Annotated in this window: 22 protein-coding genes; 14 read left to right on the forward strand and 8 right to left on the reverse strand. The window is 65.4% G+C overall.

Annotated features, from left to right (window positions below):
• The 5 genes from MRBLSP13_RS02790 (at window position 1) to MRBLSP13_RS02810 (ending at window position 7486) form a co-directional block, all read left to right on the forward strand.
• Entirely contained in the window at window positions 1-3390 is a 3390-nt protein-coding gene (locus tag MRBLSP13_RS02790) for a cellulose biosynthesis protein BcsC (RefSeq protein ID WP_363752547.1), read from the forward strand.
• Complete coding sequence (gene bcsD / locus MRBLSP13_RS02795; RefSeq protein WP_363752550.1) at window positions 3390-3866, forward strand: cellulose biosynthesis protein BcsD; 477 nt, start codon at window positions 3390-3392, stop codon at window positions 3864-3866. The genes MRBLSP13_RS02790 and bcsD overlap by 1 nt, the downstream gene beginning before the upstream one ends.
• On the forward strand, window positions 3856-4875 hold the full coding sequence (locus MRBLSP13_RS02800) for a glycosyl hydrolase family 8 (RefSeq protein WP_363736605.1): 1020 nt from the start codon (window positions 3856-3858) through the stop codon (window positions 4873-4875). The genes bcsD and MRBLSP13_RS02800 overlap by 11 nt, the downstream gene beginning before the upstream one ends.
• 100 nt (window positions 4876-4975) lie before the next feature.
• Window positions 4976-5365: a nuclear transport factor 2 family protein gene (locus tag MRBLSP13_RS02805; RefSeq protein WP_363752552.1), complete on the forward strand. Its 390-nt coding sequence runs from the start codon at window positions 4976-4978 to the stop codon at window positions 5363-5365.
• A gap of 84 nt (window positions 5366-5449) precedes the next feature.
• Window positions 5450-7486, forward strand: coding sequence for a M3 family metallopeptidase (locus MRBLSP13_RS02810; RefSeq protein WP_363752555.1), 2037 nt, complete (start codon window positions 5450-5452; stop codon window positions 7484-7486).
• A 36-nt stretch (window positions 7487-7522) separates the two neighbouring features.
• On the opposite strand, the gene MRBLSP13_RS02815 is transcribed toward MRBLSP13_RS02810, so the two are convergent.
• The 4 genes from MRBLSP13_RS02815 to MRBLSP13_RS02830 all read right to left on the reverse strand — a co-directional run bounded on the left by MRBLSP13_RS02815 (window position 7523) and on the right by MRBLSP13_RS02830 (window position 10776).
• Window positions 7523-8254 (reverse strand): SDR family oxidoreductase, encoded by a 732-nt coding sequence (locus tag MRBLSP13_RS02815; protein ID WP_363736611.1) that lies wholly within the window; start codon window positions 8252-8254, stop codon window positions 7523-7525.
• A gap of 21 nt (window positions 8255-8275) precedes the next feature.
• On the reverse strand, window positions 8276-9565 hold the full coding sequence (locus tag MRBLSP13_RS02820; protein WP_363736613.1) for an MFS transporter: 1290 nt from the start codon (window positions 9563-9565) through the stop codon (window positions 8276-8278).
• 116 nt (window positions 9566-9681) lie between these two features.
• The gene (locus tag MRBLSP13_RS02825) at window positions 9682-10635 is read right to left on the reverse strand and encodes a cation diffusion facilitator family transporter (RefSeq protein ID WP_363736614.1); all 954 of its coding nucleotides are present in this window, start codon (window positions 10633-10635) and stop codon (window positions 9682-9684) included.
• A gap of 6 nt (window positions 10636-10641) precedes the next feature.
• Window positions 10642-10776 (reverse strand): hypothetical protein, encoded by a 135-nt coding sequence (locus tag MRBLSP13_RS02830; RefSeq protein WP_363736616.1) that lies wholly within the window; start codon window positions 10774-10776, stop codon window positions 10642-10644.
• Window positions 10777-10872: 96 nt separating this feature from the next.
• Between MRBLSP13_RS02830 and MRBLSP13_RS02835 the strand changes: the two genes are divergently transcribed.
• Entirely contained in the window at window positions 10873-11724 is an 852-nt protein-coding gene (locus MRBLSP13_RS02835; protein WP_363736617.1) for an SDR family oxidoreductase, read from the forward strand.
• A gap of 188 nt (window positions 11725-11912) precedes the next feature.
• Here MRBLSP13_RS02835 and MRBLSP13_RS02840 read toward each other — a convergent pair whose 3' ends face one another.
• Window positions 11913-13706, reverse strand: coding sequence for a putative bifunctional diguanylate cyclase/phosphodiesterase (locus MRBLSP13_RS02840; RefSeq protein ID WP_363752558.1), 1794 nt, complete (start codon window positions 13704-13706; stop codon window positions 11913-11915).
• Between MRBLSP13_RS02840 and MRBLSP13_RS02845 the strand changes: the two genes are divergently transcribed.
• Window positions 13692-14063, forward strand: a complete 372-nt coding sequence (locus tag MRBLSP13_RS02845) for a hypothetical protein (RefSeq protein ID WP_363752561.1) — start codon at window positions 13692-13694, stop codon at window positions 14061-14063. The two genes, MRBLSP13_RS02840 and MRBLSP13_RS02845, sit on opposite strands and share 15 nt — an antisense overlap.
• A gap of 127 nt (window positions 14064-14190) precedes the next feature.
• Here MRBLSP13_RS02845 and MRBLSP13_RS02850 read toward each other — a convergent pair whose 3' ends face one another.
• Together MRBLSP13_RS02850 and MRBLSP13_RS02855 are read right to left on the reverse strand one after the other, a co-directional pair.
• Window positions 14191-16290, reverse strand: coding sequence for a TonB-dependent receptor (locus tag MRBLSP13_RS02850; RefSeq protein WP_363736620.1), 2100 nt, complete (start codon window positions 16288-16290; stop codon window positions 14191-14193).
• 184 nt (window positions 16291-16474) lie between these two features.
• Window positions 16475-17824, reverse strand: coding sequence for a cytochrome P450 (locus tag MRBLSP13_RS02855; protein ID WP_363752564.1), 1350 nt, complete (start codon window positions 17822-17824; stop codon window positions 16475-16477).
• 136 nt (window positions 17825-17960) lie between these two features.
• On the opposite strand from MRBLSP13_RS02855, the gene MRBLSP13_RS02860 reads away from it, so the two are divergent.
• From MRBLSP13_RS02860 to MRBLSP13_RS02885, 6 genes are all read left to right on the forward strand, one after another.
• On the forward strand, window positions 17961-18527 hold the full coding sequence (locus tag MRBLSP13_RS02860; RefSeq protein ID WP_363736622.1) for a helix-turn-helix transcriptional regulator: 567 nt from the start codon (window positions 17961-17963) through the stop codon (window positions 18525-18527).
• A gap of 110 nt (window positions 18528-18637) precedes the next feature.
• On the forward strand, window positions 18638-19429 hold the full coding sequence (locus MRBLSP13_RS02865) for an acyl-homoserine-lactone synthase (protein ID WP_363736623.1): 792 nt from the start codon (window positions 18638-18640) through the stop codon (window positions 19427-19429).
• Window positions 19429-19731 carry an acyl carrier protein gene (locus MRBLSP13_RS02870; protein WP_363752566.1) on the forward strand — a complete coding sequence of 101 codons (303 nt, stop codon included), beginning with the start codon at window positions 19429-19431 and terminating at the stop codon, window positions 19729-19731. Before MRBLSP13_RS02865 ends, MRBLSP13_RS02870 begins: the two co-directional genes overlap by 1 nt.
• The gene (locus tag MRBLSP13_RS02875) at window positions 19728-20594 is read left to right on the forward strand and encodes a cyclopropane-fatty-acyl-phospholipid synthase family protein (RefSeq protein WP_363752568.1); all 867 of its coding nucleotides are present in this window, start codon (window positions 19728-19730) and stop codon (window positions 20592-20594) included. Before MRBLSP13_RS02870 ends, MRBLSP13_RS02875 begins: the two co-directional genes overlap by 4 nt.
• A 26-nt stretch (window positions 20595-20620) precedes the next feature.
• The gene (locus tag MRBLSP13_RS02880; RefSeq protein ID WP_363752570.1) at window positions 20621-22408 is read left to right on the forward strand and encodes a fatty acyl-AMP ligase; all 1788 of its coding nucleotides are present in this window, start codon (window positions 20621-20623) and stop codon (window positions 22406-22408) included.
• A 127-nt stretch (window positions 22409-22535) separates the two neighbouring features.
• Window positions 22536-23147 (forward strand): hypothetical protein, encoded by a 612-nt coding sequence (locus MRBLSP13_RS02885; protein ID WP_363752572.1) that lies wholly within the window; start codon window positions 22536-22538, stop codon window positions 23145-23147.
• A gap of 77 nt (window positions 23148-23224) precedes the next feature.
• Here MRBLSP13_RS02885 and MRBLSP13_RS02890 read toward each other — a convergent pair whose 3' ends face one another.
• Complete coding sequence (locus MRBLSP13_RS02890; RefSeq protein ID WP_363752574.1) at window positions 23225-24166, reverse strand: LysR family transcriptional regulator; 942 nt, start codon at window positions 24164-24166, stop codon at window positions 23225-23227.
• An 83-nt stretch (window positions 24167-24249) separates the two neighbouring features.
• Here MRBLSP13_RS02890 and MRBLSP13_RS02895 point away from each other — a divergent pair.
• On the forward strand, window positions 24250-24388 hold a 139-nt coding region (locus tag MRBLSP13_RS02895), incomplete at its 3' end, for a CoA-transferase (protein ID WP_363752594.1).

The raw sequence follows: 24388 nt of genomic DNA on the forward strand, positions 1-24388 counted from the left end.
ATGAAGAAGACGATCTCGATCCTCGGCCTGCCTCTGCTCGCCATCGCGACCATGCCCCTGGCGCATGCGGAGGTGCAGGGTGTCGCCCCGCTGCTGAAGCAGGCACGCTATTGGCAGTCCAAGGGACGCGGCGACCTGGCGCGACAGGCCTATAACCGGGTGCTGGCCATCGACCCCGCCAATGCGGAGGCACGGCGCGGCCTTGCCGGCAATGCGCCCCAACCCAAAGCCGCAGCCAGGCCGCAGCCCGCACAGGCCGCTCGCCCCGCCGCACCCACGCAGGCGGCCGCCGCACCATCCGGCCCGGCCCGCCCGACCCGCAGCGACCGGGGCGGCGATGCCCGCGCCGGCGGCTTCCGAGCGCTGGAGGCTGGACAACTCGACACCGCGGCCGCCCGCTTCCGCACGGCGCTTTCCGCCAATCCCAACGACGCCGACGCGCTGGGCGGCATGGGCATCGTACGATTGCGCAAGTCCGAATTTGCACAGGCCCGCGACCTGCTGGCCCGCGCCTCCCGCACGGGCAGCGCAGGCAAATGGGCCGAGGCATTGCAGTCCGCCCGCTTCTATGCCGATCTCGACTCGGCCCGAACGGCGCTGGACAAGGGCGATCTGGCGCGCGCGGAGCAACTCGCCACCACGCTCACCCAGTCGAACGTCCGCGACAAGGGGCCTGCCATATCGGTATTGGCCAGCGTCTATGAACGGCAGGGCCGCTATAATGAGGCGGCCGAACTCTACCGGCAATTGGGCAAGTCCGGCGGGGCCGCCGGCTCAGGCGCCGCCATCGCCCAGGCCAGCGCCACCCGCAACGAGGCACGCGCCGCGCTGGATAGCGGTGACGCAGCGCGCGCCGAACAATTGCTGCGCGCCGCCATGGGCAGTGCGCCCGACGACCCATGGGTCGCCTATGATCTCGCCGGCCTGCTCCAGCAGCAGGGCCGCGTGGCGGAGCAGGACGCGCTCGTCCGCCAGCTTTCCTATTCGGACAAGGCCGAGCCGCTCTACGCCGCTGCGCTGATCCTGGACCGTGCGGGCCGCACCGGCGATGCGCAGGCTGTCGCCGCGCGCATTCCGGAAGGGCAGCGCACGGCGGAGATGCGCAATTTCATCGCCGGCCTGGGCATATCCGCCACCATAGTCCAGGCGAAGGCCGCCGGGGCCAGGGGCGCGCAGGGACAGGGTCTCGCCATGCTGCGCCAAGCGTCGGAGATGCGGGGCATTTTCGCCGACCGCATGGGCGCGCTGGCCCAGGGCATGCTGGAACTGGGCGACGCGCGCGGCGCAAGCCAGTTGGCGGCCCAGGCTCTGGACGCCCCCGCCAATGATGCGGGCGCCTATGACGCCGCGGTGCGGGTCCTGGCGCAGACCGGGCAGGACGGCCTGGCCATGAGCGCCGTGCAAAAGGCGTCGGCACTGGCCGGCCCGTCGCTTCAGGGTCAACGCAGCCTCGGCAATCTGAAGGCGACGCTCGCCGCCGCGCAGGCGGACCGAATGCGGCAGGCGGGTCAGTTCGCCCCGGCCTTCGACATGTTGCAGGCGGCATGGAACGAGACGCCGGGCAATGAGGAAATCCTCTCCGCCCTGGCGCGGCTGTACCAATCAGGCGGCCTCAACGCGCAGGCGGCGCAGACCTTCCGCATGCTGCTGGCGCAAAAGCCGTCCGATCGCGACGCCATGGTGGGCCTGATCGACACGGCCAGCGCGTCGGGCGACATGGATACGGCGCGCGCCGTCACCCAGCAGGCGATCCAGATGCACCCGGCCGATTACCGGGTCTATATGGCGGCGGCGCGCATGGCCCGTACCCGCGGCAATGACGGCGATGCGGCGCGTTACCTCAAGACCGCCAAGGCGCTCTACATGCGTGAGACAGGCATGGCGCCCGACACCATGATGGCGAACGGCAATCCCTTTGCGGCGGCGCCCCAGTCGGCCAACCCCTTCCGCGCCATGGCCGCGCCGCAGCCGGTCAATCCATTCGCACTCGGCAGCAATCCCACGGCCATATCGGCGCCCTATGCGCCGCCCATGGGCTTCGCCCCGCAGCAGCCGGCGGCATCACCCTATCCCTTGCCCGCTGCCGCGCCCGCCTACCCAACCGCGCCAGGCTATGCCGCCCCGACCGGCTTCCCCGGCATGGCGGCACCAGCGCCCTCTTACGGCAACCCCGTCTATGGCGATCCGGTCTACGGCGTTCAGGGCAATGGCATGACGAACGTCCCCGCCGATCCGGTACTGGCGGAGATCGATCAGCAATTGCAGGAATCGGCCGGTGAAAGCGGCCCGCGCGTCGATGTCGACACCGGCTTCCGCTCCCGCTCCGGCGAGACGGGCCTCAGCAAATTGCGCGAAATGACAGGCAGCGCCTCCGTCTCCACGCCCTTCGCCGGGGGCCGGGTCGGCGTCAAGGCGACGGCGGTCGTGCTGGATGCGGGCCGCCCGACAGGCTCCGGCCTCGCCCGCTTCGGCACCAACGCCACGCCCGAAGCGCAGGGGATCGTGGACGAGCAACCATCCGTGCTGACAAATGCCGAAACGCAGCACCAGTCCGGCGTCGCCGTCACCGCCAGCTATGTCAGCAAGCTGCTGATGCTGGAAGCAGGCGTCACGCCGCTCGGTTTCCCCAAGGAACATGTCACCGGCAGGATCGAGGTGACGCCGCGCCTGTCGACCAACGCGACCGCCCGCATCTGGGCCGACCGCAAGCCCGTGACCGACAGCATCATTGCCTATGCCGGCACGGAGGATCCTCGCACCGGCGCCTTCTGGGGCGCGGTCATGAAGAGCGGCGGCGGATTGTCCCTGTCCTATGACCGCAACGGCAATGGCGTCTATGCCGACGGTTCCTTCTATCATTATGACGGCACGGCAGTGCGCGACAATGACAGTGTGGAGATCAACGCCGGCGGCTATTTGCGCGCGTGGCAGAATGCGCGCTCGGGCGTTTCCGTCGGCTTCAACGTCAATTACCAGAATTACGACAACAACCAGAATTATTTCACCTACGGCCATGGTGGTTATTTCAGCCCTCAAAGCTTCCTCAGCGTCAATTTCCCGATCCGCTATTGGACGAATGACGGCCCGATGAGCATCCAGGCCAGCGTCGCGCCGGGCTATCAAAGCTATGATCAACAGGGTGAGCCGGTCTATCCGACGGAGCCGGGCGCGCAGGGCGTTCTGGATTTCCTCAAGAGCCAGAACAGCGATGTCCGCTCCCGCTATGACAGCATCAGCAAGACGGGCTTCGGCCTGTCGGCGACCGGCGCGATTTCCTACCGGGTCAGCCCGAATACCCGGCTGGGCGGGGAACTGAATATAAACACTTTCGGTGAATATAAGGAATTCAAGACACTTATCGGGCTCAAGCAGAATATCGGAGGCAATTGATGTTGTTCGTGAAGGACTTCCCGGTCGCGGGTGATCAGGACATCGCCATGCTCGCCTCCAGCGGGGAGGCTGCGCAGCGCTTCGTCAGCCTGATGCTCGCCGAAATCGCCTCCGCCGCCACGGCGGAGCAGATGCAGGGATTTTTCCGGGCCCTCGGCGCCCGCCTCGCGAAAAGCCATCCGATCGACAACGCCAGGAACATGGACAGGCTGACGCAGCACGGCAACATGGTCTGGGACAGGCTGCATTGGGGCAGCGTCCGTTTCGAACTGGACGATGAAGGAATCGACATCTTCCACCATGGCCTGCCCGAAAGGCTGGAGGGCGATGCTGAGGGAATCTGGGCAAAAGTCGCCCCCTTCATCCTGGAAGGAGCCTATGACGCATGGTTTCGGCAGATGGGCAGCGGCGAACGGCTCAGCACCAGGATTTCGCGCAACCAGGACGGGCATATCGAACTGCGCCATGGGATTTGAACGGCGGACGGTCCTGACCGTCCTCGCCTTCGCGCTGACGACCGGTTGCGCCCGTGCCAAATCTTCCAGATCCGCTGATGGCCTGATGCTCGATCCCGCGCTCTGGCAGGGCTACAAGGCCCGCTTCCTGGCGCCCGAAGGCAGGATCGTCGACAATGGCAATGGCGGCGTCAGCCATAGCGAGGGTCAGGGCTATGGCATGGTGCTGGCGCAGGCGGCGGGCGACGGTGCCGCCTTCGACGGCATGGCGCGCTGGACCGCCCAGACCCTGTTGCGCAAGGACGTGGCGCTGCACAGCTGGCGCTTCACCCCCGGCCGCGCCGATCCGGTGGCCGATCCCAACAATGCGACCGATGGCGACCTGCTGATCGCCTGGGCGCTGCTGATGGCGGGCCGCCGCTGGGGGAAGGCGGATTATCTGCATCAGTCAGCGGCCATCCGCGGCGCGATCGCGCAGAAGCTGATCGTGCAGCGTCACGGCTTCTCCCTGCTGCTGCCGGGCCTGGTCGGTTTTGCCAGGCCGGACCGGGTGGTCATCAACCCATCCTATTATGTGTGGCCGGCGATCGACAGCTTCGTCCGGCTGGAACCCCGTTTCTGGGGTCCGCTGGCTTCCGACGGCCTCAAGATCCTGAAGGCCGCGCGCTTCGGCCCGTCGGGCCTGCCCGCCGACTGGCTCGACATCAAGGGGAAGGGCGTGGTCGAACCGGCGGAGGGCCGCGATCCGGTCTTCGGCTTCGAGGGTATTCGCGTGCCGCTCTATTGCCTGATGAGCGGCCGACGCAGCGCATGCGACACCATCGCGCGCTACTGGTCTGCGCTCAACCGCGCCGGCAAGCCGTTGCCGGCCTGGGTGAATGTCGTGACCGGCGAAACGGCCCCCTATGCCCTGTCCGCGGGCGCCACCGCGATCGCAGGACGCCTGCTGGACCGCAACCTGCCGGCCGCCACCGCTGATCAGGACTATTATGCCGCAACGCTGGGACTGTTGAACCAGATGCGGATTTAGGCAGTATTTCCGCCGTTGTCCGCTTCTCCGCCTCCCGGAAGCGCAGCGCGCCTGACGGCAGCCATTGGCCATTCCTGCTCAAAAATCCTAAAGAAGCTCGATGACGTCCTCCCCTGACCTTGCCATTCGCTTGCGCCGCGCCGACTTCAACCGCGCCCTGGCAGAAGCGGACCTGAACGCCATCGCCCCCCTGCTCGCGCCCCAGGCCCTGCTCGTCACCGGATCGGACAGCGCCGTCATCTCCGGCCGCAAGGCGCAGCTCCAGGCCTGGAAGCGGGAATTCGCGGCCGCAAAGCGCGCCGTCTACACCCGCACGCCGGAAAATATCATCGTCTCGCCGGTCGAACCCATCGCGATGGAACATGGCCGGTGGCAGGGCGTGACCGCCGGTTCGGACCATGTCCTGGCATCGGGAAGCTACAGCGCCAAATGGCGGCAGATCGGCGCCGACTGGATCATCGAGGCGGAAATCTATGTGACGCTCGCCTGATGGGAAATGCTTGAACAGTGGCGCGCCCGCGCCCAATTAGAGGCTGTTCCTCCTCCCACGGGGGCCAGCAGTCCACGAGTAGCCATGACCACCGCCAATCCCCTTCTTGCCGACAGCGACCTGCCCGATTTCGCCGCCGTCCAGCCTGCCCATGTCGTCCCCGCCATAGAGGAGGCGATCGCAGCCCACCGCGCCGCCGTCGAAGGGATCACCGCCAGCGGGAAGGATGATTTCGAAGCGGTCATCCTCGCCGCCGAGCGTGCCGATTTCCTGTTGTCGCGGGTCTGGTCCCCGATCGGGCACCTCTCCTCCGTGGCGGATACGCCCGAATTGCGGGAAGCGCATGCCGCCGCCCAGACGCTGATGACCGCCTATCTGATGGAGGCGGGGCAGAACCGGGCACATCACGATGCCGTTGCCCGGTTGGCCGCCCGCCCCGATTTCGCCGGCCTGCCGCCCGCCGCCCGCCGCGCCGTCGATCTTGCCCTGCGCGGCTTCCGCCTGGCGGGCGTCGCGCTGGAGGGGAAGGCGCGGCAACGCTTCCTCGACATCGGCGTCGCCTTGAGCGACCTCAGCACCAAATTCGGCAATGCCGTGCTCGATGCGACCGAAGCCTGGAGCGAGCATGTCACCGACGAAGCGGCGCTCGAAGGGGTGCCGGACAGCGACAGGGCGACCCTCGCCGCCTATGCGCAGGAACGCGGGCTGCCGGGCTGGCTCATCACCCTGCGCCAGCCCAGCGTGCTCGCCATCCTCTATCACGCCAGGGACCGGGCGCTGCGGGAACGGGTCTATCGCGCCTACAACACCCGCGCCTCCGACCAGGCAGAGGACAGCAGCCACGACAACAGTGAACGGATCGACGCGATCATGGCGCTGCGCCATGAGGCGGCGCAGATATTGGGCTTTGCCGATTCCGCCGCCCATTCGCTGGAAACCAAGATGGCCGCCGACGCTGACGAGGCGCTGGCCTTCCTGACCGATCTCGCCCGGCGGGCACGGCCGGTCGGGGAGCGTGAACTGGCCGACGCGCGCGCCTTCGCCGCCGACCATCTGGGGCTGGACGATGTGCGGCCCTGGGATCTTTCCTATGTCGCCGAAGCGATGCGCCGCACCTTGCACGGCGTCGATCAGGAGGCGCTGAAGGCCTATTTCCCCCTGCCCCGCGTGCTTGCGGGAACGCAGGCGCTGATCGGCCGGCTGTTCAACGTCCGCCTGGTCGCTCGCCAGGGCGTGTCGTCCTGGCATCCGGACGTGCTGTTCTATGATGTGCTGGACGCGGACGACAGCGTGGTGGCGGGCGTCTATCTCGACCTGTTCGCGCGCGCGGGCAAGCGGGGCGGCGCATGGATGGACGTCTGTCGTTCGCGCTTCCGCGACGCCGATCGGCTGCATCTTCCCGTCGCCTATCTCACCACCAATTTCGCGCCCCCGTCGGGCGAACGGCCTTCGCTGCTGACGCATAACGACGTGGTGACGCTATTCCACGAATTCGGCCATGTGCTGCATCATCTGCTCACAGAGGTCGACCTGCCCTCCATCGGCGGCATCAGCGGCGTGGAATGGGACGCGGTGGAACTGCCCAGCCAGTTCATGGAAAATTTCGCCTGGGACAGGGACACGCTGATCGAGCTGTCCGGCCATGTCGACAGCGGGGAACCGCTGCCGCAGGCGATGTTCGACCGGCTGCTGGCGGCGCGGCAGTTCCAGGCAGGCCTTGCCATTTTGCGCCAGATTGAATTCGCGACCTTCGACCTGCTGCTCCACCGCGACTATGATCCGGCGCAGGGCGCGCGGGTCAACGCCATGCTCGATCAGGTGCGCCAGGCGGTCGCCGTGATCCATCCGCCGGAATGGAACCGCTTCGCCCATGCCTTCAGCCATATCTTCGCGGGCGGTTATGCGGCGGGCTATTATTCCTATCTCTGGGCCGAACTCCTGTCGGCCGACGCCTTCGAGATTTTCGCCCATGCCGACATCCCCGGCGGCGGCGCGACCGCTTTCCGCCGCGAAATCCTCGCGGCTGGGGCCAGCCGCCCTGCGGCGGACAATTTCCGGGCCTTTGCCGGCCGCGCACCGGAGGTCGACGCCCTGCTGCGCATGCGGGGCCTGGCTGCCTAGGGTTTGTTCCTGTGAGATTGCGCGCTGCGCTGCCGTTCAGAAATGGGCGGTATATCCACCGTCCACCGCCAGCACCTGCCCGGTCACATAGGATGCCGCGTCCGACACCAGGAACAGCACCGGGCCGACAATCTCCTCCGGCCGTCCCCATCGCCCCAGCGACGTTCGCCGCGCCAGATGATCCGCAACGCCCGGATCGGCGATCATCTCCTCATTGGCGTCCGTCGCGAAATAGCCAGGCGCGACGGCATTCACCGTGATGCCGCGAACGCCCAGTTCCGCCGCCAGAGCCCGCGTCAGCGCGTCCAGCCCGCCCTTCGCCATGGTGTAGGCGGCATCACCCGATCGGGCGATCTGGCCCGCGATGGAGGTGACGTTGACGATCCGCCCGCCTTCCCTCATGTCGCCAGCCACTACCCGGACAAGATCGAAGGGCGCGACCAGATTGACTTCCAGCATCCGCCGTACCGCGAGCCTGTCCAGCTCTCCGATCGGCCGGCGGTCGCGATGGCCGGCATTGTTGACCAATATGTCGATCGGGCCGCGGCGACCGAGCGCCGCCCGAAGCGCCTCCCCATCCTCCAGGTCGAAGATCAGCGGCTCGCCCGTCCCGCCTGCGGCGGCGATGGCGGCGGCCGTGTCCTGAAGCTGCGCCGCCCGTCGGCCATGGAGCAGGACATGCGCGCCCGCCCCCGCAAGGCCCAGCGCGATTTCGCGTCCCAGGCCGCGCCCGGCCCCGGTGACGAGAGCGATCTTCCCTTGCAACATTCAACCTTCTCCACCAGCCGGTCAGGCGAGGGCGAAGGCCTTGCCCCGCCCACGATTGATGAACAGCACCAACCCAGCGCCGATCAGGCACAATATCCCCGCCGCGACGAAGGCGGGCATATAGCTTTGCCAGACCGTCCGGGAAAGACCGCCCGCCAGCGCCGCACTCGCGGCGCCCAGCTGGTGACCGGCGAAGATCCAGCCGAACACGACATTGGCCCGTTCCGGCCCAAAACGCTGCGCCGTCAGCTTGACGGTCGGCGGCACGGTCGCAACCCAGTCCAGACCGTAGAAGGCCGCGAAGATCGACAGGCTGTAAAGCGAGAAATCGCTGAACGGCAAATAGAGCAGCGACAGCCCCCGCAGCCCGTAATAACAGCACAGCAGCCAGCGATTGTCGAACCGGTCCGACAGCCAGCCCGACGCGAGCGTACCTGCAAAGTCGAACAGCCCCATCATCGCCAGCATCGACGCCGCGCCCACCGCCGCCAGCCCATAATCCCCGCACAGCGCGATGAAATGCGTCTGGACCAGCCCGTTGGTGCTGGCGCCGCATATGTAGAAGGTGAAGAACAATATCCAGAAGCTCGGCACCCGCGCGGCGTCGGCCAATATGCGAAGCGGGCTGATCAGCAGGGCGCCGAAACCGGCTGGCTGAGCTGGCACGGGATGGACCTCGCTCTCGCCATAGGGCGGCAGGCCGAGGTCGGAGGGACGATCCCGCATCAGCAGCAGCACGGCCAGCGCCGCCAGCAGGATCGCTCCGCACACCAGCAGGATGGCGGCCCGCCAGCCGAAACGCTCCGTCAACGCGGCAAGCAGCGGCAGGAAGGCCAGTTGGCCCGTCGCGGTGCTGGCGGACAGCAGTCCCATGACCAGCCCCCGCCGATGGGTGAACCAGCGCGTGGCGACGGTGGCGCCCAGCACCATGGCGGTAAGGCCCGTGCCTATGCCGATGACCACGCCCCATAGCAGGACCAGTTGCCACAATTGGGTCATGCCCATCGACAGCAGCAGCCCGCCGATGACGATCGACAGCGAGATCAGCATCATCCGCCGCACGCCGAAGCGGTTCATGAAGGCGGCGGCAAACGGCCCCATGCAGCCGAACAGGACGAAGCGTATGGCCAGCGCCCCGGAAATATCCGCCGCGCTCCAGCCGAATTCCTTCTGCAGCGGGATGATGAACACGCCGGGCGCGCCTACCGCGCCCGCGACGACCAGCATGGTGAGGAAGGTCGCGGCCAGCACCGCCCAGCCATAATGGATTTGCCGCGCACCCATATGGCGCGCGAGGATGGCGGACAGCATGCAGGCCTCGGTTCCGGATCGACAGACCGGCATTTGATGGTGATCATCGTCAAATGGTCAAGGGGCCAGTTGGCGCGCCGTGGACATGAACAACCGGCGCTGGCGGGTGCAGCGTCTTACCGCGCAGGCGGCTGAATGACCGCATCCTCCCGCTTTTCCGGACGGATGTAGATGGAGGTGAGTTCGGGGATGGCGCGCTTCAACTCGCTCTCCATCTCCTCGATCAGGCTTTCGGCCCGGCCCATGAGCAGGTCGTCGTCGAAATCGGCGCTGATCGCCACGAAGACGGCATCGGGCGCGGTGTGGATGGTGCGGATGTGATTGACGGCGGTGATCTCCGGCCGCCGGTCGAGCAGCAGCCGCACGGTGTCGATGATCGCTCGGTCAGCGCTCTCCCCGATCAGCAGGCCCTTTGCCTCCCGCGCCAGCAGGACCGCCACCCCGCCCAGCACCAGCCCGATGATGATGGAGGCGACGCCGTCCAGTCGGGCATCGCCGAAATAATGGCTCGCCCAGACGCCGATCGCCGCCACGACCAGACCGATGAGAGCGGCGCTGTCTTCGAACAGGACGATAAAACCCGCCGGATCCTTCGACCGGCGGATCGACTGCCACCAGCTGCTCGGCCCCCGGCTGCGCCCGAATTCGCGCACGGCGATGGTCCAGGACGTGCCCTCCAGCAGGAAGGCGATGGCCAGGACCGCGTAATTGACGGCCGGATCGCGCAGCGGCTCCGGCCGCGCGACATGCAGCCAGCCCTCATAGACCGATACGCCCGCACCAACCGCGAAGATCAGGATCGCGACGACGAAAGCCCAGAAATACAGTTCGCGCCCATAGCCGAAGGGATGGGCCGCATCGGCCGGCCGCTTCGCCTTGGACTGACCATGAAGCAGCAGCAGCTGGTTGCCGCTGTCGACCAGCGAATGCACCCCCTCCGTCAGCATGGAGGAGGAGCCGGTCAGCGCGGAGGCGATGAATTTGGCGACTGCTATCCCGACATTGGCCAGCAGCGCGCCATAAAGGACGATATTTTCCCGGACATGCGCGGCGCGACCACCCTTCTCCACGAACGTTCAGCCCGGATAGGGGGCGAACTGGAACAGGCGCGCCGCACGCGCCACGTCGTCCGCAATCATCGCATCGGTAGAGCTCGACCGCCCCTCCACCGCCTTCCGGGTAGAATTGAGAGCCAGAGCTTTCACAACCATCGCCTATCTCCATCTGCCCCATTCGCACGGCGAATCGGGTTCCGGCCAATGAACTCCCCGGCGGGGGATGAGTTCTTCGGGCAGAGGAGATTTGCAATGCCCGAAATCCAGGAGATGATCCACGAAGATGGCCTGCCCGGTCATGAAAGCCGGCTGGAACCCAGGCCCGAATGGGAACCCCGCTACCCCGGCTCCGGCCGTCTGGAGGGCAAGGTGGCGATCGTCACCGGCGCCGACAGCGGTATCGGGCGGGCGGTTGCCGCTCTCTACGCCCGCGAAGGCGCCGATGTCGCCATATTCTATCTCTGCGAACATGACGATGCGGCCCGGACCGCGGCGATCGTCCGCGCGGAGGGACGGCGGGCGCTGGCCGTGGCGGGCGACCTGGGCGACCGGGACTTCTGCCAGCGGGCGGTGGCGCAGGTGGTGAAGGAGCTCGGCCGGATCGACATTCTCGTCAACAATGCGGGCGAACAGCATCCCGACAGCGATATCACCGACATCAGCGAGGAACAGCTGCGCCGGACCTTTCAGACCAACATCTTCGCCATGTTCTTCCTGACGCAGGCGGTGCGGCCGCACCTGAAGCGCGGGGCGGCGATCGTCAACTGTACCTCCGTCACCATGTATCAGGGATCGAAGGAACTGCTCGACTATTCGAGCACGAAGGGAGCGATCACTGCCTTCACCCGGTCCCTGTCGGAAAATCTGGTGGGCGACGGCATCAGGGTGAACGCCGTCGCGCCGGGGCCGATCTGGACCCCGCTCAACCCCAGCGGCGGGGCCAGTCCGGAAAAACTGGCGCATTTCGGGGAGAGCACGCCCATGGGCAGGCCCGGCCAGCCCAATGAGGTCGCCCCCGCCTTCCTCTTCCTCGCCTGCGACGACGCCAGCTACATGTCGGGCCAGGTGCTGCACCCCAATGGCGGCACCATCGTCAACGGTTAGAGCATTTTCAAGTTGACCGTTTTACGGTCGGCGGCTCGGAAAATGCGGCATCAAAAGACCGGAGCGTTTCTGCTCATTCAGATCGCCGCTCTGGATTCCTTGTTTTCCGCGATTTCTTGACCAGCGATCGGTTCCGATCGCTTGGAAATCGCTCTAGCCGGCATGATCGGAGGTTGCCGCGCCGTCTCTCAGGCGATCCGCGATCCCGCCCAGCCTTCGCCCCCTCTTCCCAGTGAAGACCGGGGGACCGCCCGCCGGTTCAGGCTGATGACGGCGCTGTTTTCGCTCCATGACTGGATCAACGCGGGAATGGTCTCCGAAGGGGCGGGGCGGCTGAAATAGAAACCCTGGGCATAATCGCAGCCCATCTCGCGCAGCCTGATCGACTGGTCCGCCTCTTCCACACCTTCGGCCACCACCTTCATGTTGAGCGCCCGGCCCAGCGTGATCAGCGCGGATACGATGGCGCCGTCGCTCTCGCGCGCGGTGACCCCGCTGACGAAAGATCGGTCGATCTTCAGCGTGCTGACCGGCAGGGACCGCAAATGGGTGAGCGAAGCGAAGCCGGTCCCGAAATCGTCGAGCGCCAGCGGGATGTTGCACATGTGCAGTTCGTCGATGGAACGGCGGACCGCGTCCGATCCGGCGCCCAGGAACACGCCCTCCGTGATCTCGATCTCGATCGAATCGGGCGCGATCGAAAATCGCTCCATCGTCTCGATCAATCGTCCGGCAAAGCGCTCCCGCCGCAATTCGGCGGACGAGACATTGATGGCGACATGCCCCACGGCCAGGCCGCGCGCGCGCCAGGCGGCCATGTCGGAAAAGACCTGGCTGGTCATCGTCTGGCCGATCATGTCGGCCACGTCATGATCGTCGAAAGCCGCGTAGATCTCGGCCGGCGACCGGATGGTGCCGCAACTGTCGCGCCACCGCAGCAGCGCTTCAAATCCGACCAGCTCGCCGGTCTGCAACGACACCTTGGGCTGATAATAGCTTATGATAGTGCCGTCGCGCACAGCGGTCCTGGCCCGGTTGATCATCGCCACCCGTTCCTGCATGTCCTCCAGCAACGACTGCTCGAACATCTGCACCCGCCCGCGCCCCAGCGACTTGGCGCGGTACAGCGCCAGGTCGGCATGACGCAGCAATTCGGTCGCCACGCGCCCGTCCTCCGGGAATGCGGCGACGCCGACGCTGACCCGGCATTCCAGCGAACGTCCCGCCGCGAACAGCGTCTCGCGGATGGTGAGCGCGCGATCGGCAAGATCTGCCAGTTGCTGCCGGTTGTCGGCATTCTCGATCAATATGGCGAATTCGTCGCCGCCCAGACGCGCCACCACTCCCTCGCCGGCGAAGATCGCCTTCAGGCGCGCGGCAAAGCTCTTCAGCAGGTCATCACCGGCATGATGGCCCATCAGGTCGTTGACGTCCTTGAAATTGTCGATGTCCAGCAGGAACACGCCGACCTTCTTGAAATCGGTCAGCGCCCTTCCCAGCGCCTTGTCCAGGCAGGCGTTGAACATCGCGCGGTTGGGCAGCTCCGTCAGCGAATCATGGTCGGCATTCCAGCGTATCTGCTCCTCGATCAGCACGCTTTCGTGGATATCCTCGGTATAGCCATACCAGCGGATGATCCGGCCTTCATCGTCCCGCCGGGGATAGGCCTGGGCCCGCATCCAGCGATACTGGTCGTTGACCATCAGCCGAACGCGCACGTCGAACGGCTCGCCGGTCGCATGGGAATGGGCGACGCGTTGCGTCACCGGCTCGACATCGTCGGGATGGGTGGCGGAAAGCCAACCGGAACCTGCCGCCTCATCCCGCTCAAGTCCGGTATTCTCCAGCCACCGATCGGTGAAATCGATGATCCGCCCCTCCGCATCGGCTATCCAGGGCAGTTGCGGATTATATTCGACGATCAGCCGCAGATTTTCCATGCTGCGCCGGAGCAGGTCGATTTCCGCATGCTCCGACGTCACGTCGACCGCCACCAGATCGACGACTGGCCGATCCGGCCCCCGATGCCGGGCCTGCGCAAGAACGCGGATATGCCTGAGGTCGCCGGCACCGCCGTGCAACGTAAGAGTCGCTTCGGCTTGCTGCTCCTGGCGAACGACGCGGATAATCTCAAAGATCGGCTTGCGGAGGGCGCCCCGAACCCCACGAAGCCAGTTAAAAAGGGGTTGCGATGGCGCCAGGCCAAAATGATGCGCAGCGGCGGGATCAGGGTGAAGCCGGCCATCGCCATCCACCACGCACCGCAGAACGCCAGCCGACGCCAGAATTTTCTGGTCGCCATCCATCGGGTCTTGCCTGCCTTTCCATTCGTCAGGTGACCGCGATGAAATGTGGTCCGCCATTATACTCCTGCTGTTCCGACGCCAGGGGCGTTGCAAATGATTCACCATCTGCTGGCTAAGATTTGATTAATGACCGGCCCTCATGCACCGGCGGCCAGCATGCTCAAAATGTCGAAGAAAGGCTGATGCCGTAGGTGCGGGGCGCACCATAGGCGGCCGTGCGAAAAACGCCCAAACCGGATCGATCGTCGGCATAGGTCTTGTAGATCTTGTCGGTCAGGTTCTTGACCCAGGCAGCGACCTCCCAATTGTCGTGGCGAAGCCCGAGACGAAGATTGGCCAGGGTACGCGGACCGGACTTGAAGCTGTCGGAATTGGTCGGTTCGAAATAGACGGTCGAGCGGTAATCCATGTCGGCGCGGGTGAAGATCGTCCCGAACGCGACCGGCACCTCATAGGTGACCGCGCCATATGCCGAAAAATGCGGCGCCAGCACCAGGTCCTTGCCCGAACAGTCCATGCTGCCGCCACCGACCGACGCAGGCACGCCGCAATTGTCGAACCGCTTGTAATGCGCATCGAGCACCGCCGCATTCCCCTCGATCCGCAGACGGGAGGAGATTTGAAGGGCCATCTCTCCCTCCACCCCCTGGATCTGGGCGCGTCCGGCATTGGTCAGCGCCAGCCCGGTGCCCAGCACCTGCGAGACCTGCAGCCGTTCATAATCCGTCACGAACGCCGCCAGGTTCAGCCGCAACCGCTTGCCAAAGGTCAGCGCCTTGAAGCCGACCTCATAGCTGGTCGCCTTTTCCGGGGTGGCGGTCAGGCCGCTCAACGACGAAGCGATGTCGACATTATAGGCCGCACTCTTGAAGCCCCTGGAAAAGCGGCCGTAAAGATTGGCGTCCGGGGCAATCTCATAGGACAGGGTTGCGCTCGGCGACAGATCATTGTCGGTCGAATGCCCGTCAAAGGTCAGCGCGGGGAATCCCAGCAGCGGGAATATGCCGGAAACGTCATCCTGCACGAAATGGGCGCGCTTCTTCTCCCGCGTATAACGCAGGCCCGCCGACAGGGAGAGACGATCGGTCAGCGCATAATCGAGCCTCCCGAACAGCGCACCGCTCTCCGTCTTCACGCTGCCCATGGTGGTCAGCACGGGGTTGCCGGGAACGCCGGTGTCGGCGCCCAGTCCCAGTCCCCGGTCGGTCCGCACCATCTGGTCGAAATAATAGGCGCCGACCAGATAGTGTAGCTTCCCCGTCCCGCCGGCCAGCCGCAATTCCTGGCTGAAGAAATGCGAATCATCGCTGAAATTGTCGGCCGAGACGAAGTCCACCTGTTCCTGATCGTCGTCCAGCGACGCTTCATAGGAAGAATCGCGATAGGCCGTGATCGACGTCAGCGACATCGTGTCGGACGTCCATTCGGCCGTCAACGAAAGTCCCTGGCTGTCGCGATGCAGCCGGTTGGGTCGGTTGTTGTTGATATGCAGCGGCTGCCGCGAGGGAAAGTCGGCCGGATAGCCCGCCAGCGCATCCGCCTGGAAAAAGGCCGGCACGCCCCGGTCGCGCAGGCCGTCCCAGCGCGCAATGAAAGACAACTGGTCGGTCGGCGCGAATTTGGCCGAAAGGCGCCAAGTCAACAGGTCGGTCGACCCGGCATCCTGACCGCCCGACAGATGCCGGTAGAAACCGTCCTGCCGCGCATAGGCGACCGCCCCGCGCACCGAAAAGCGGTCGTCAAGGCGCGCGCCCAGCACGGCTTCGCCGCGGCGATAGTCGTAATTGCCCGCGTCCAACCGGACGGACAGGCCCGGATCGGCGTCCGGCTGGATGGTCTGGACATTGATCACGCCGGCTATGGTGTTCTTGCCATATTCCGTGGCCTGCGGCCCGCGGGCGATCTCGACCCGATCGATGTCCAGCAGATGCTGGACGAAATTTTCCGGCCGGCCGACATAGACCCCGTCGACATAGATGCCCACGCCGGTTTCCAGCCCGATATTGCGGACGAGCGTGGAAATGCCGCGAATGGAAATCTGCCCCTGCAACTGGCCCGCAATGCCGCCGCTGATATCGACATTGGGCGCGAAGCGGGTCAGGTCGGTAATGCTTTGCAGGCCGGCGGCGACGATCGTGTCGCCCGAAACGCTGGTGACGGAGAGGGGCGCCTTGAGCAGCGGTTCAGGCACCTTGCGCGCTGTCACCAATATGTCGGCGTCAGGAACGGCCTGCGCCCATGCAGCGCCGGGCGGCGCCATCGCAAACACAGCCGACGTGAGAAGCAGCCGCTTCCAACACCCCTTATAACCCCAAATATGCATGGCCCACGATCCGTTATATTCTTGATGATCCTTTCCTGTAACCGGGCTTGGTAAATTACAGGTTAAACGCCATCCCCATCCTTCTCCGGATCGGACGCGCGCGGCAATGTTCGAGCAGTGTTCAATAGGACGTCAGTTCGACCTCCATCTGCCGGAAACCATTCACGAAATTGGCGTGAACGCGGCGCAGCTCGCCAACCACATTCACTTGCAGTCGCCGCTTCATCAATTCCTCCAGAAGGATCCGAAGCTGCAATTCCGCCAGGCGGGCGCCCACGCAACGATGAATGCCATGCCCGAAGGAAAGATGGCGCCTGGCATTGGCGCGCGACAGGTCCAGCCGATCAGCGTCCGGAAAGACGGCTTCGTCGCGATTGGCGGAAATATACCACAGCGCCAGCTTGTCGCCCGCGGCGATCCTCTGCCCCGCCAGTTCGCAATCCGCCGTCGCCGTCCGCCGCATATGCGCGATGGGCGTGTGCCAGCGGATGATCTCCTGGACGGCGTTGGGCAACAGGCTCTCGTCCGCGATCAGCTTCGCCCGCTCATCGGGAAAGCGGTCCAGCCCCAATATGGCGGCCGACATGCTGGTCCGGCTGGTGTCATTGCCGCCGACGATCAGCAGGGCCAGATTGCCGATGAATTCCATGGGCCCCATTTCCGACATGCTGTCGCTGCGGATCATCATGCCCAGCAGGTCGGTCCCCTCCGGACTGGCCCGGCGCTGTTCCCAGAGCAGGTGGAAATAGGTCGCCATCTCCGTCAGCATCTCGCGCCGCACCTGGAACAGTTCGGCTATGCGGGCCGCTTCCATATGCCCGGCCCAGTCGGACCAGAACGTCAACAGATGGCGGTCCTCCCACGGAAAGCCCAGGATCGTCGCCAGCATGCTGGTGGCAAGCTCGATCGAAACCTTCTCCACCCAATCGAAACGACTGCCCACGGGCAGGCTGTCCAGCACCGTTGCGGTATGCGCGCGCAGCTTCACCGCCAGTTCGGCGATATGCGCGGGCGTAAAGGCGGGCGCCACGGTCTTCCGCTGCGCGCTGTGCTCCGGTTCATCCATGGCGATGAACATCGGAAGCTGGAATTCCTCGCCCGGCGCGGGGTCGGCAATGGTGATGCCGCCATATTTCCAGGAGGAGGAAAACAGGTCCGGCTTCCCTTCCACCTCCATGATCAGCGAGTGGGAACAAACGTTCCAATAATCGCCATAGGCCGTGCCCTCCACCCGATTCAGTGGCGCCGCCTCGCGCATCTGCCGGAACAGCGGTTCCCAACGCGCCTGGGAATAGAGTTCCGGACGACTCGTGTCGCCCGCGATGGCCGGCGCGCCCTCATCCTGTCCATGCGACGCCAGCCATGCATCGACCGCATCATCGGCGGAAGGTTCGGTTCGGTATGTCGGCAGCATGTTGTCCCCATCGTTGATGTCCGGTCTGTGGCCGACCTTTTGCCTTTCCGTCGCCATGTCAAGCGCCGGTCGACCGACATCCCGCCCAGGGCTCGCCCTGCCGCAAAGAAGAAGCACGGCGCGGGGGAGCAGGCTTAACCCGCCTTTAAGACCTGGCGCTGCATGACGACAGGCATAGCCTGCGCGAGGAACCATGAGCGAATATATCCCCAGCACCCAGCTTCGCGCCGGAAGCTCGACGACCGCCGCCGATTTCATCGCCGGGGTCGACGGCATGCTCAGCATCGACAGCCTCGTGACCCGCTTCAGCCAGGCGCTGGGCCTTCAGGCCGCCAGTCATGCCTGCTACGACGTCAGCGACGGCGGCCGGCGCTTCCTGTTCGGGGAAACCGGCCTGTTCGGGGAGGCCGGCTGGCGCGGCCCCATCGCGCAGCCCGATGCCCTTCCCCGGCTGTGTTTCCCGATCACCGGATGGGACGAGCGGCCCTATGAGGTGGAGATCCGCCTGCTCAGCATGCTCGAAAGCCCGCAGGAGCATGCGAACCTGCACGCCATGGCGACGCTCTATCTGTGCAGGGGCATCGCCCTGCTCGACGCGCGGGATGATCCGGCCGCCACAGACCTGACGGAGACGGAAATTTTCTGCCTCGACCGGCGGCAGGCCGGATGGTGCGACCTCGACATTGCAGAAGCGCTCGACCGCTCCGTGCAGGCGATAAAGGTCCATGTGCAGCGCGCCCGGCAGAAGCAGGGCGCCTGAAAGCATCCGAATTCCTTGCGCTCGGATGGATTGTACAGCGCAACTTTCCGATGACCTGCCGCGTATAATATGCTAGAGGCGCTGCCGCTGCTTGCGGGGGACCGACGGATTTGATTCATCTGATTTCGAAGGACAATTCCGCCCTTTACCAGGAAGAGATCAGAGATTTGCACCAGGCCCGCGCGGAGGTGTTCGTTAACCAGCTTGGCTGGGATCTCACGGTCAAGGACGGATTGGAATATGACGAATATGATGATGCGCGCGCGAGCAACATCATAGGGTTTTCGGCGGAAAACCAGGTCGTCATGGGGCTGCGCTTCCGCCCCACGGACGACTGTTCCATGCTGCTCGACCATTTTTCGCATGTCCTGCCGGCCGGCATCCGTCCGATCGACGATGGGCGCACCTGGGAATTGAGCCGCGGGTTCTGCGTCGAGCGGGGTATGCGCCGTCACAATCTGCGGCGCAAGGCCGCCTGCATGATCGCGCCGCTGGAGCTTGCCTATGAGGCCGGGATCGACCGCTGCGTGGGCTTCACCGACGTGCGCATGCTCAGCTTCTGCTATGGCGTCGGCTGGAAACTGACCCTGCTCGGCTCCGCCACGGACTATGGCCAGGGGGAGGCCGTCGCCTATGAGGTGGAAGTGTCGCAGGCGGCGCTCGATGAGATGCGCCAGATGTGGGGCCTGCCCCGGCCCTCGCACATCTTGATCGACAAGCTGCTTCCAGGGGAAGACAATGTGCATGTCGCGGCGGCCCGGCTGACGCGCGAGCATCCGGAACTGCAGAAGATCGCCGCCCAGCCGGAGATCGAGTCCGGCACACATCCGTCCGCCACGACCGGGGCGGACGTCTATTATGGCAGGTTCGGGGCATCCCGTTCGGCTTCAAGGGGACATTGATGAATTCCGACCTTATTCGACAGGCATCGGCAGAGGAAATCGAAAGCTGGATCGTCGCGCACATCGCCGAAATCGTGAATGTGGCGCCAGCCGCCATCTCGCCCGATGCGCCTTTCGACAGTTTCGGGATTGATTCCGCCAAGGCGATCTCGCTGATGGTGGAGCTGGAAAACTGGCTGAACCTGCCCGACGAACTGCCGCTGGAACTGCTGTTCGAGGCGGAATCGATCCGCGACGCGGCGACGGGCATCGCCGCGGCGGTCAGCGACATGGCGATGCAGCAGGGCGGCGCCCCGCAATGATCCAGGACGAACAGATCGAATATGGCGGCTCGGCCGCCGCCATCCGCCACCATTATGATGTCGGCAACGATTTCTATTCGGCGTGGCTCGACCCCAGCATGACCTATTCCAGCGCGATGTGGGACGGCCTGCCAAAGGACGCCCCGCTGGAGGAGGCGCAGCAGCGCAAGCTCGACTATCATGCGGAATCGGTCGGCGCGGGCGAAGGCATGCGCATATTGGACGTCGGCTGTGGCTGGGGCGGCATGATGCGCAACCTGCGCAGCACCCATGGCGTCAGCGAATGCGTCGGCCTGACGCTGAGCGAGGAACAGCTCGCCTATATCGAGCAATTGGGCGATCCCGGCATCAGCGCGGTCCTTTCCAACTGGCACGACTATTGCCCCGACCGGCCGTTCGACGCGATCATCTCCGTCGGCGCGTTCGAACATTTCGCCCATCCGCAGCAGAGCGTGGAGGAGCGTCGCGGCGTGTACCGTGAATTCTTCCAGGCCTGCCGCGACTGGATGAAGGGCAAGGGCCGCCTCTCGCTCCAGACCATCGCCTATGGCAGGATGTCGCCGGAGGATGCCAATCCCTTCATTTCGAACGAGATCTTCCCGGCCGCGGAACTGCCGACGCTGGAGGATATCGTCGTCGCATCCAAGGGGCTGTTCCGCATGGAAAGGCTGCGCGACGATGGGCTGGACTATGCGCGCACCTGCGAGATGTGGAGCAACCGGCTGCGCAGCGCGGTGCGCGGCGGCGTGGTCGATCCCGCGGTCCATCCGGTCGAGAAATATTCCCGCTATCTGCGCATGTCGGCAGCCGGTTTCCGCATGCGCAAGATCGGCCTGCTTCGGATAGCCTTCGCCGCGGAATGACCAGAATATCGGGTTCGCATAAAGAAATGCAGATAGACTTCAGCCGGTCGATCGTCGACATCGTCCTCGATCATGGCAACAGCATTCCGGATCGGACGGCGCTGATATTCGACCAGGGCGACGGCGCGCAGAGCAGCCTGACCTATGCCGAGTTGGCGACGCGGATCACGCAGCTTGCCGGCGCCCTGTCGGCCCGGGGGCTGGCGGGTCGGCGGATCGCCCTCCTCTTCTCGGCGGGTACTGATTTCGCACTCGCGCTGCTCGCCTGCCTTGCGGCCGGCGGCGTCGCCATTCCGCTCGCCCCGGTCGGCCGGCGCAAGGCAAGGCTCCAGAATATCCTGAACATGCTGGGCGACATCCGGCCCGACTGCATCCTGCTGGACGACAGCATGGCCGCGCTGTTCGGGGACGAACTGTCCGCCGCCCTCGCCGTCGGCCCGGTGCGCTATCTGGAATTTGCCGCGCTCGCAGCCGAACCGCACCCCTTTGCGGCACTGACGCTCCGGCCCGACCAGCTTGCCGTACTGCAGTTCACCTCCGGCACCACGTCCAATCCCAAGGGGGTGATGATCAGCCATGGCAACATCATCGCCAATGAGGCGATGATCCAGGTCGCCTTCGGCCATGACCAGGATTCCCATTTCGTCGGCTGGGTGCCGCATTATCACGACCAGGGCCTGTTCGGTAATATCCTGCAGCCGCTGTTCCTGGGCTCCACCTGCGTGATCACCTCGCCCGCCGCGTTCATCAACCGGCCGATGTTCTGGCTTCAGCTCATCACCCGCTACGGCGCGCATACCAGCGGCGGCCCGAATTTCGGCTACGATCTCTGCGTCGATTTCGCCACGCGCCGGGGCATGCCGGACGATCTCGACCTGTCGGGCTGGCGCGTCGCATTCAACGGCGCGGAACGGGTCCGGCCCGGCACGCTCGACCGCTTTGCCGAATGCTTTGCCGATGCGGGATTCGACAGACGCGCCTTCCTGCCCTGCTACGGCCTGGCTGAATCCACTCTCGTGACCATCGCGGTCCCGCCGCAAAGCGACCCGATCGTCAAAAGCTATGACAGCCGCGCTCTGGCGGCGGGACGGGCGGAGGAAAGCAAGGACAGGGAAGGCGTGCTGGAGCTCGCCTGCTGCGGCCCCGCCATGGCGGGGGCAGAGGCGCGGATCGTCGATCCTGCGACCGGCGCAGCGCTGCCCGACGGGGCGGTGGGCGAAATCTGGCTGCGCGGACCGCACATCACCGCCGGCTATATCGACAATCCCGCCGCGACGGAGGCAAGCTTCGGCCGGCTGGACGAAGGGGCCCCGTTCCTGCGCACCGGCGATCTCGGCTTTGCAGCGGCCGAAGGATTCTTCATCGTCAGCCGTCTCAAGGACCTGATCATCGTCCGCGGCCGCAACCATGCGCCCAGCGACGTCGAGCAGATCTGGTCGGAACTCTCCGGAACGGTAGGCCAGGCGAGCGCCGCCGCCGTGGAGATCGAGATGGGCGATACCCAGCACATCGTCCTGATCGCGGAAATGAAGCGCGACGACGCCCGCGCCCTGTCCGACGAGAAGGTGCAGGAGATGGCTGGCCGGCTGCGCGCCATGGCCATGGAACGGCTGGAACTGGCCGTCACCGATCTGGTGCTGGTGTCCGCCAGCACGATCCCCCGGACGACCAGCGGCAAGGTGCAGCGCAAACAGGCGGGCCGGATGCTGATGGACGGGGAACTGACCGTCCTCGCCATGGCAGGCCCGCTGGCGCAGGCGTTCGGGCCGTCCGAACAAGGCGCATCCGCTGCCGGCCAGAGCGCGCTGCGATAGATCAGAGGCAGGTCGCGCTCCGGGGTCTGGGCACGACGGACCGGACTCATTCCTTGAAGCCGCGGCCCGGCAGGCGTAAATTGCCATGGACTGCATAGCCCGTGCCCGAAGCGGAGAGGATGACCCGATGACTGGCCTGTCGCCGACGCGCTGGAGCGGCTCATGGAGCGCCGCCGCCCTGTTGCTGGCTGCCGCCCCCGGCCCAGCCCTGGCCCAGTCGATGATCCTTCCCGAAGGCATGGCGATCCAACTGGAGACGCGTCAGGAAATATCCTCCAAATCCGCCCGCGTCGGGGACCGGGTCGAACTGGCGGTGGCCAGGCCCGTGACCATCGGCGGCGTCACGCTCATCCCTGCGGGCAGCCCGGCAGTCGGGGAAGTCAGCCGGGTCAGGGACAATGGCCTGCTCGGCCGCTCCGGCAAGCTCGACATCAAGGTCAGCACCGTCAAGGCGGGCGGAACGGATGTGCCCGTGCGTGGCCAGCGCAATGCGCAGGGCAAGTCCGGCACCCTGGGCGCCGTCGGCGCGGGCATCGTCTTCCTCCCGCTCGCGGTCCTCGTGCACGGCAAGGATGTCAAGCTACCGGCCGGCACGAAGTTCGAGGTCTATGTGGACAAGGAGCTGTCTCTGGGTACTGGCACGGCGCCGGCCCAACCCGCGATCGCCGTCCCGCCCGAAACCGGGGCGACGTCCGGGGCCATCAGAACCGTCGATCCCAATCAGGCACTCGGTTCCTAGAGCGATTTCCAAGCGATCGGAGCCGATCGCTGGTCAAGAAATCGGGGAAAACAAGGAATCCAGAGCGGCGATCTGATTCAATCAGATCGAAACCCGCTCCAGGGCGGCGGCACGCCCGCCTCTGCCCCACCCTGCCCCAGTCTCAGGGCGCTGGCCTGCTCGAAAATCGCGGCGACCACCGGATCATTGTCGGACACCCGTCTGGCGACATGGAATTCGATCGGCGCCAGGTCCGGCATGTCGCCCAGTTCCACCAGAGCCCCGTTCATCATGTCGGCGCGCGCCATGGGTTCTGGAAAGATGCCGATGCCGCCGCCCGCCTTGGCGATGTCGATCATCATCCGGGCATTGTTGCACAGGTTGAGCGATTTGTGGGCGATTCGGGAGGCGGCGATCGCGTCCCGCATCCGCCCATAGATCGGGGAATGGCTGGCCAGCGACCAGATCGGAATGGTGCGGTCCCCTCCGCCGTTGCGAAATGACGCGGCGATCGCCGGACTGGCAAGCCAGACGAGCCGTACGCCGCCAATGGGACTCGACTGCAGCGCAGGATGCGCCACCGGCCCGGCCGCGAAGGCGATGTCGGCGCGCCCGAACAGCAATTGCTGGATCAGATTGGCGGTCAGGTCGATGTCCAGCTCCAGGCTGACATGCGGCATCTGCGCCTTCAGTCGCGCCACAAAGTCCGGAAGGCAGCTTGCCGCCGCAATCTCGCCCGTACCGATGCGGACCACGCCGCTCGCCTCGGCCAATCCGCCGCAACGCAGCAGCACGCTCTGCAGATCGCTCCAGAGCGGCGCGCAATCGCGCACCAACTGGCGCCCGGCCGGGGTGAAGGACATGGTCCGGCCCTCCCGGCGAAAGAGGCGCGCGCCCAGATGCGCTTCCAATTCCCGCACCCGCGCGGAAATGGCCGGCTGCGTGGTGTTGAGCCGCTCCGCCGTCGCCGCAAAGGTGCCGAGCCGGTCGATCCACAACAGGGTTTCCAGATGAAATAGACCGATGCGATTGATAGCCATCACTTATTATTATTCCAAAAAACAAATCATTAGAAATGATAATTTACCTGCGCCAGAACAGGCCACGAAGGAGAGGCTTGCTCATGGTCAAGAAACTTTACCCCGATGCTGCGCGCGCGTTGGAGGGGCTTCTCTTTGACGGGATGCATTTGTGCGCGGGCGGATTTGGGCTGTGCGGGATACCGGAACGGCTGATCGACGCGATCCGCGACAGCGGGGTCA

The sequence above is a fragment of the Sphingobium sp. LSP13-1-1.1 genome (assembly GCF_040676415.1).
In the GTDB taxonomy this organism is placed as follows: Bacteria; Pseudomonadota; Alphaproteobacteria; order Sphingomonadales; family Sphingomonadaceae; genus Sphingobium.

What these genes read in the sequence shown, in the direction of transcription:
- MRBLSP13_RS02790 (WP_363752547.1), top strand. Translation starts at nt 1, where the DNA reads ATGAAGAAGACGATCTCGATCCTCGGCCTGCCTCTGCTCGCCATCGCG.
- bcsD (WP_363752550.1), top strand. Translation starts at nt 3,390, where the DNA reads ATGTTGTTCGTGAAGGACTTCCCGGTCGCGGGTGATCAGGACATCGCC.
- MRBLSP13_RS02800 (WP_363736605.1), top strand. Translation starts at nt 3,856, where the DNA reads ATGGGATTTGAACGGCGGACGGTCCTGACCGTCCTCGCCTTCGCGCTG.
- MRBLSP13_RS02805 (WP_363752552.1), top strand. Translation starts at nt 4,976, where the DNA reads ATGACGTCCTCCCCTGACCTTGCCATTCGCTTGCGCCGCGCCGACTTC.
- MRBLSP13_RS02810 (WP_363752555.1), top strand. Translation starts at nt 5,450, where the DNA reads ATGACCACCGCCAATCCCCTTCTTGCCGACAGCGACCTGCCCGATTTC.
- MRBLSP13_RS02815 (WP_363736611.1), bottom strand. Translation starts at nt 8,254, where the DNA reads ATGTTGCAAGGGAAGATCGCTCTCGTCACCGGGGCCGGGCGCGGCCTG.
- MRBLSP13_RS02820 (WP_363736613.1), bottom strand. Translation starts at nt 9,565, where the DNA reads ATGCTGTCCGCCATCCTCGCGCGCCATATGGGTGCGCGGCAAATCCAT.
- MRBLSP13_RS02830 (WP_363736616.1), bottom strand. Translation starts at nt 10,776, where the DNA reads ATGGTTGTGAAAGCTCTGGCTCTCAATTCTACCCGGAAGGCGGTGGAG.
- MRBLSP13_RS02835 (WP_363736617.1), top strand. Translation starts at nt 10,873, where the DNA reads ATGCCCGAAATCCAGGAGATGATCCACGAAGATGGCCTGCCCGGTCAT.
- MRBLSP13_RS02845 (WP_363752561.1), top strand. Translation starts at nt 13,692, where the DNA reads ATGCTCCGACGTCACGTCGACCGCCACCAGATCGACGACTGGCCGATC.
- MRBLSP13_RS02850 (WP_363736620.1), bottom strand. Translation starts at nt 16,290, where the DNA reads ATGGCGCCGCCCGGCGCTGCATGGGCGCAGGCCGTTCCTGACGCCGAC.
- MRBLSP13_RS02855 (WP_363752564.1), bottom strand. Translation starts at nt 17,824, where the DNA reads ATGGCGACGGAAAGGCAAAAGGTCGGCCACAGACCGGACATCAACGAT.
- MRBLSP13_RS02860 (WP_363736622.1), top strand. Translation starts at nt 17,961, where the DNA reads ATGAGCGAATATATCCCCAGCACCCAGCTTCGCGCCGGAAGCTCGACG.
- MRBLSP13_RS02870 (WP_363752566.1), top strand. Translation starts at nt 19,429, where the DNA reads ATGAATTCCGACCTTATTCGACAGGCATCGGCAGAGGAAATCGAAAGC.
- MRBLSP13_RS02875 (WP_363752568.1), top strand. Translation starts at nt 19,728, where the DNA reads ATGATCCAGGACGAACAGATCGAATATGGCGGCTCGGCCGCCGCCATC.
- MRBLSP13_RS02880 (WP_363752570.1), top strand. Translation starts at nt 20,621, where the DNA reads ATGCAGATAGACTTCAGCCGGTCGATCGTCGACATCGTCCTCGATCAT.
- MRBLSP13_RS02885 (WP_363752572.1), top strand. Translation starts at nt 22,536, where the DNA reads ATGACTGGCCTGTCGCCGACGCGCTGGAGCGGCTCATGGAGCGCCGCC.
- MRBLSP13_RS02890 (WP_363752574.1), bottom strand. Translation starts at nt 24,166, where the DNA reads ATGGCTATCAATCGCATCGGTCTATTTCATCTGGAAACCCTGTTGTGG.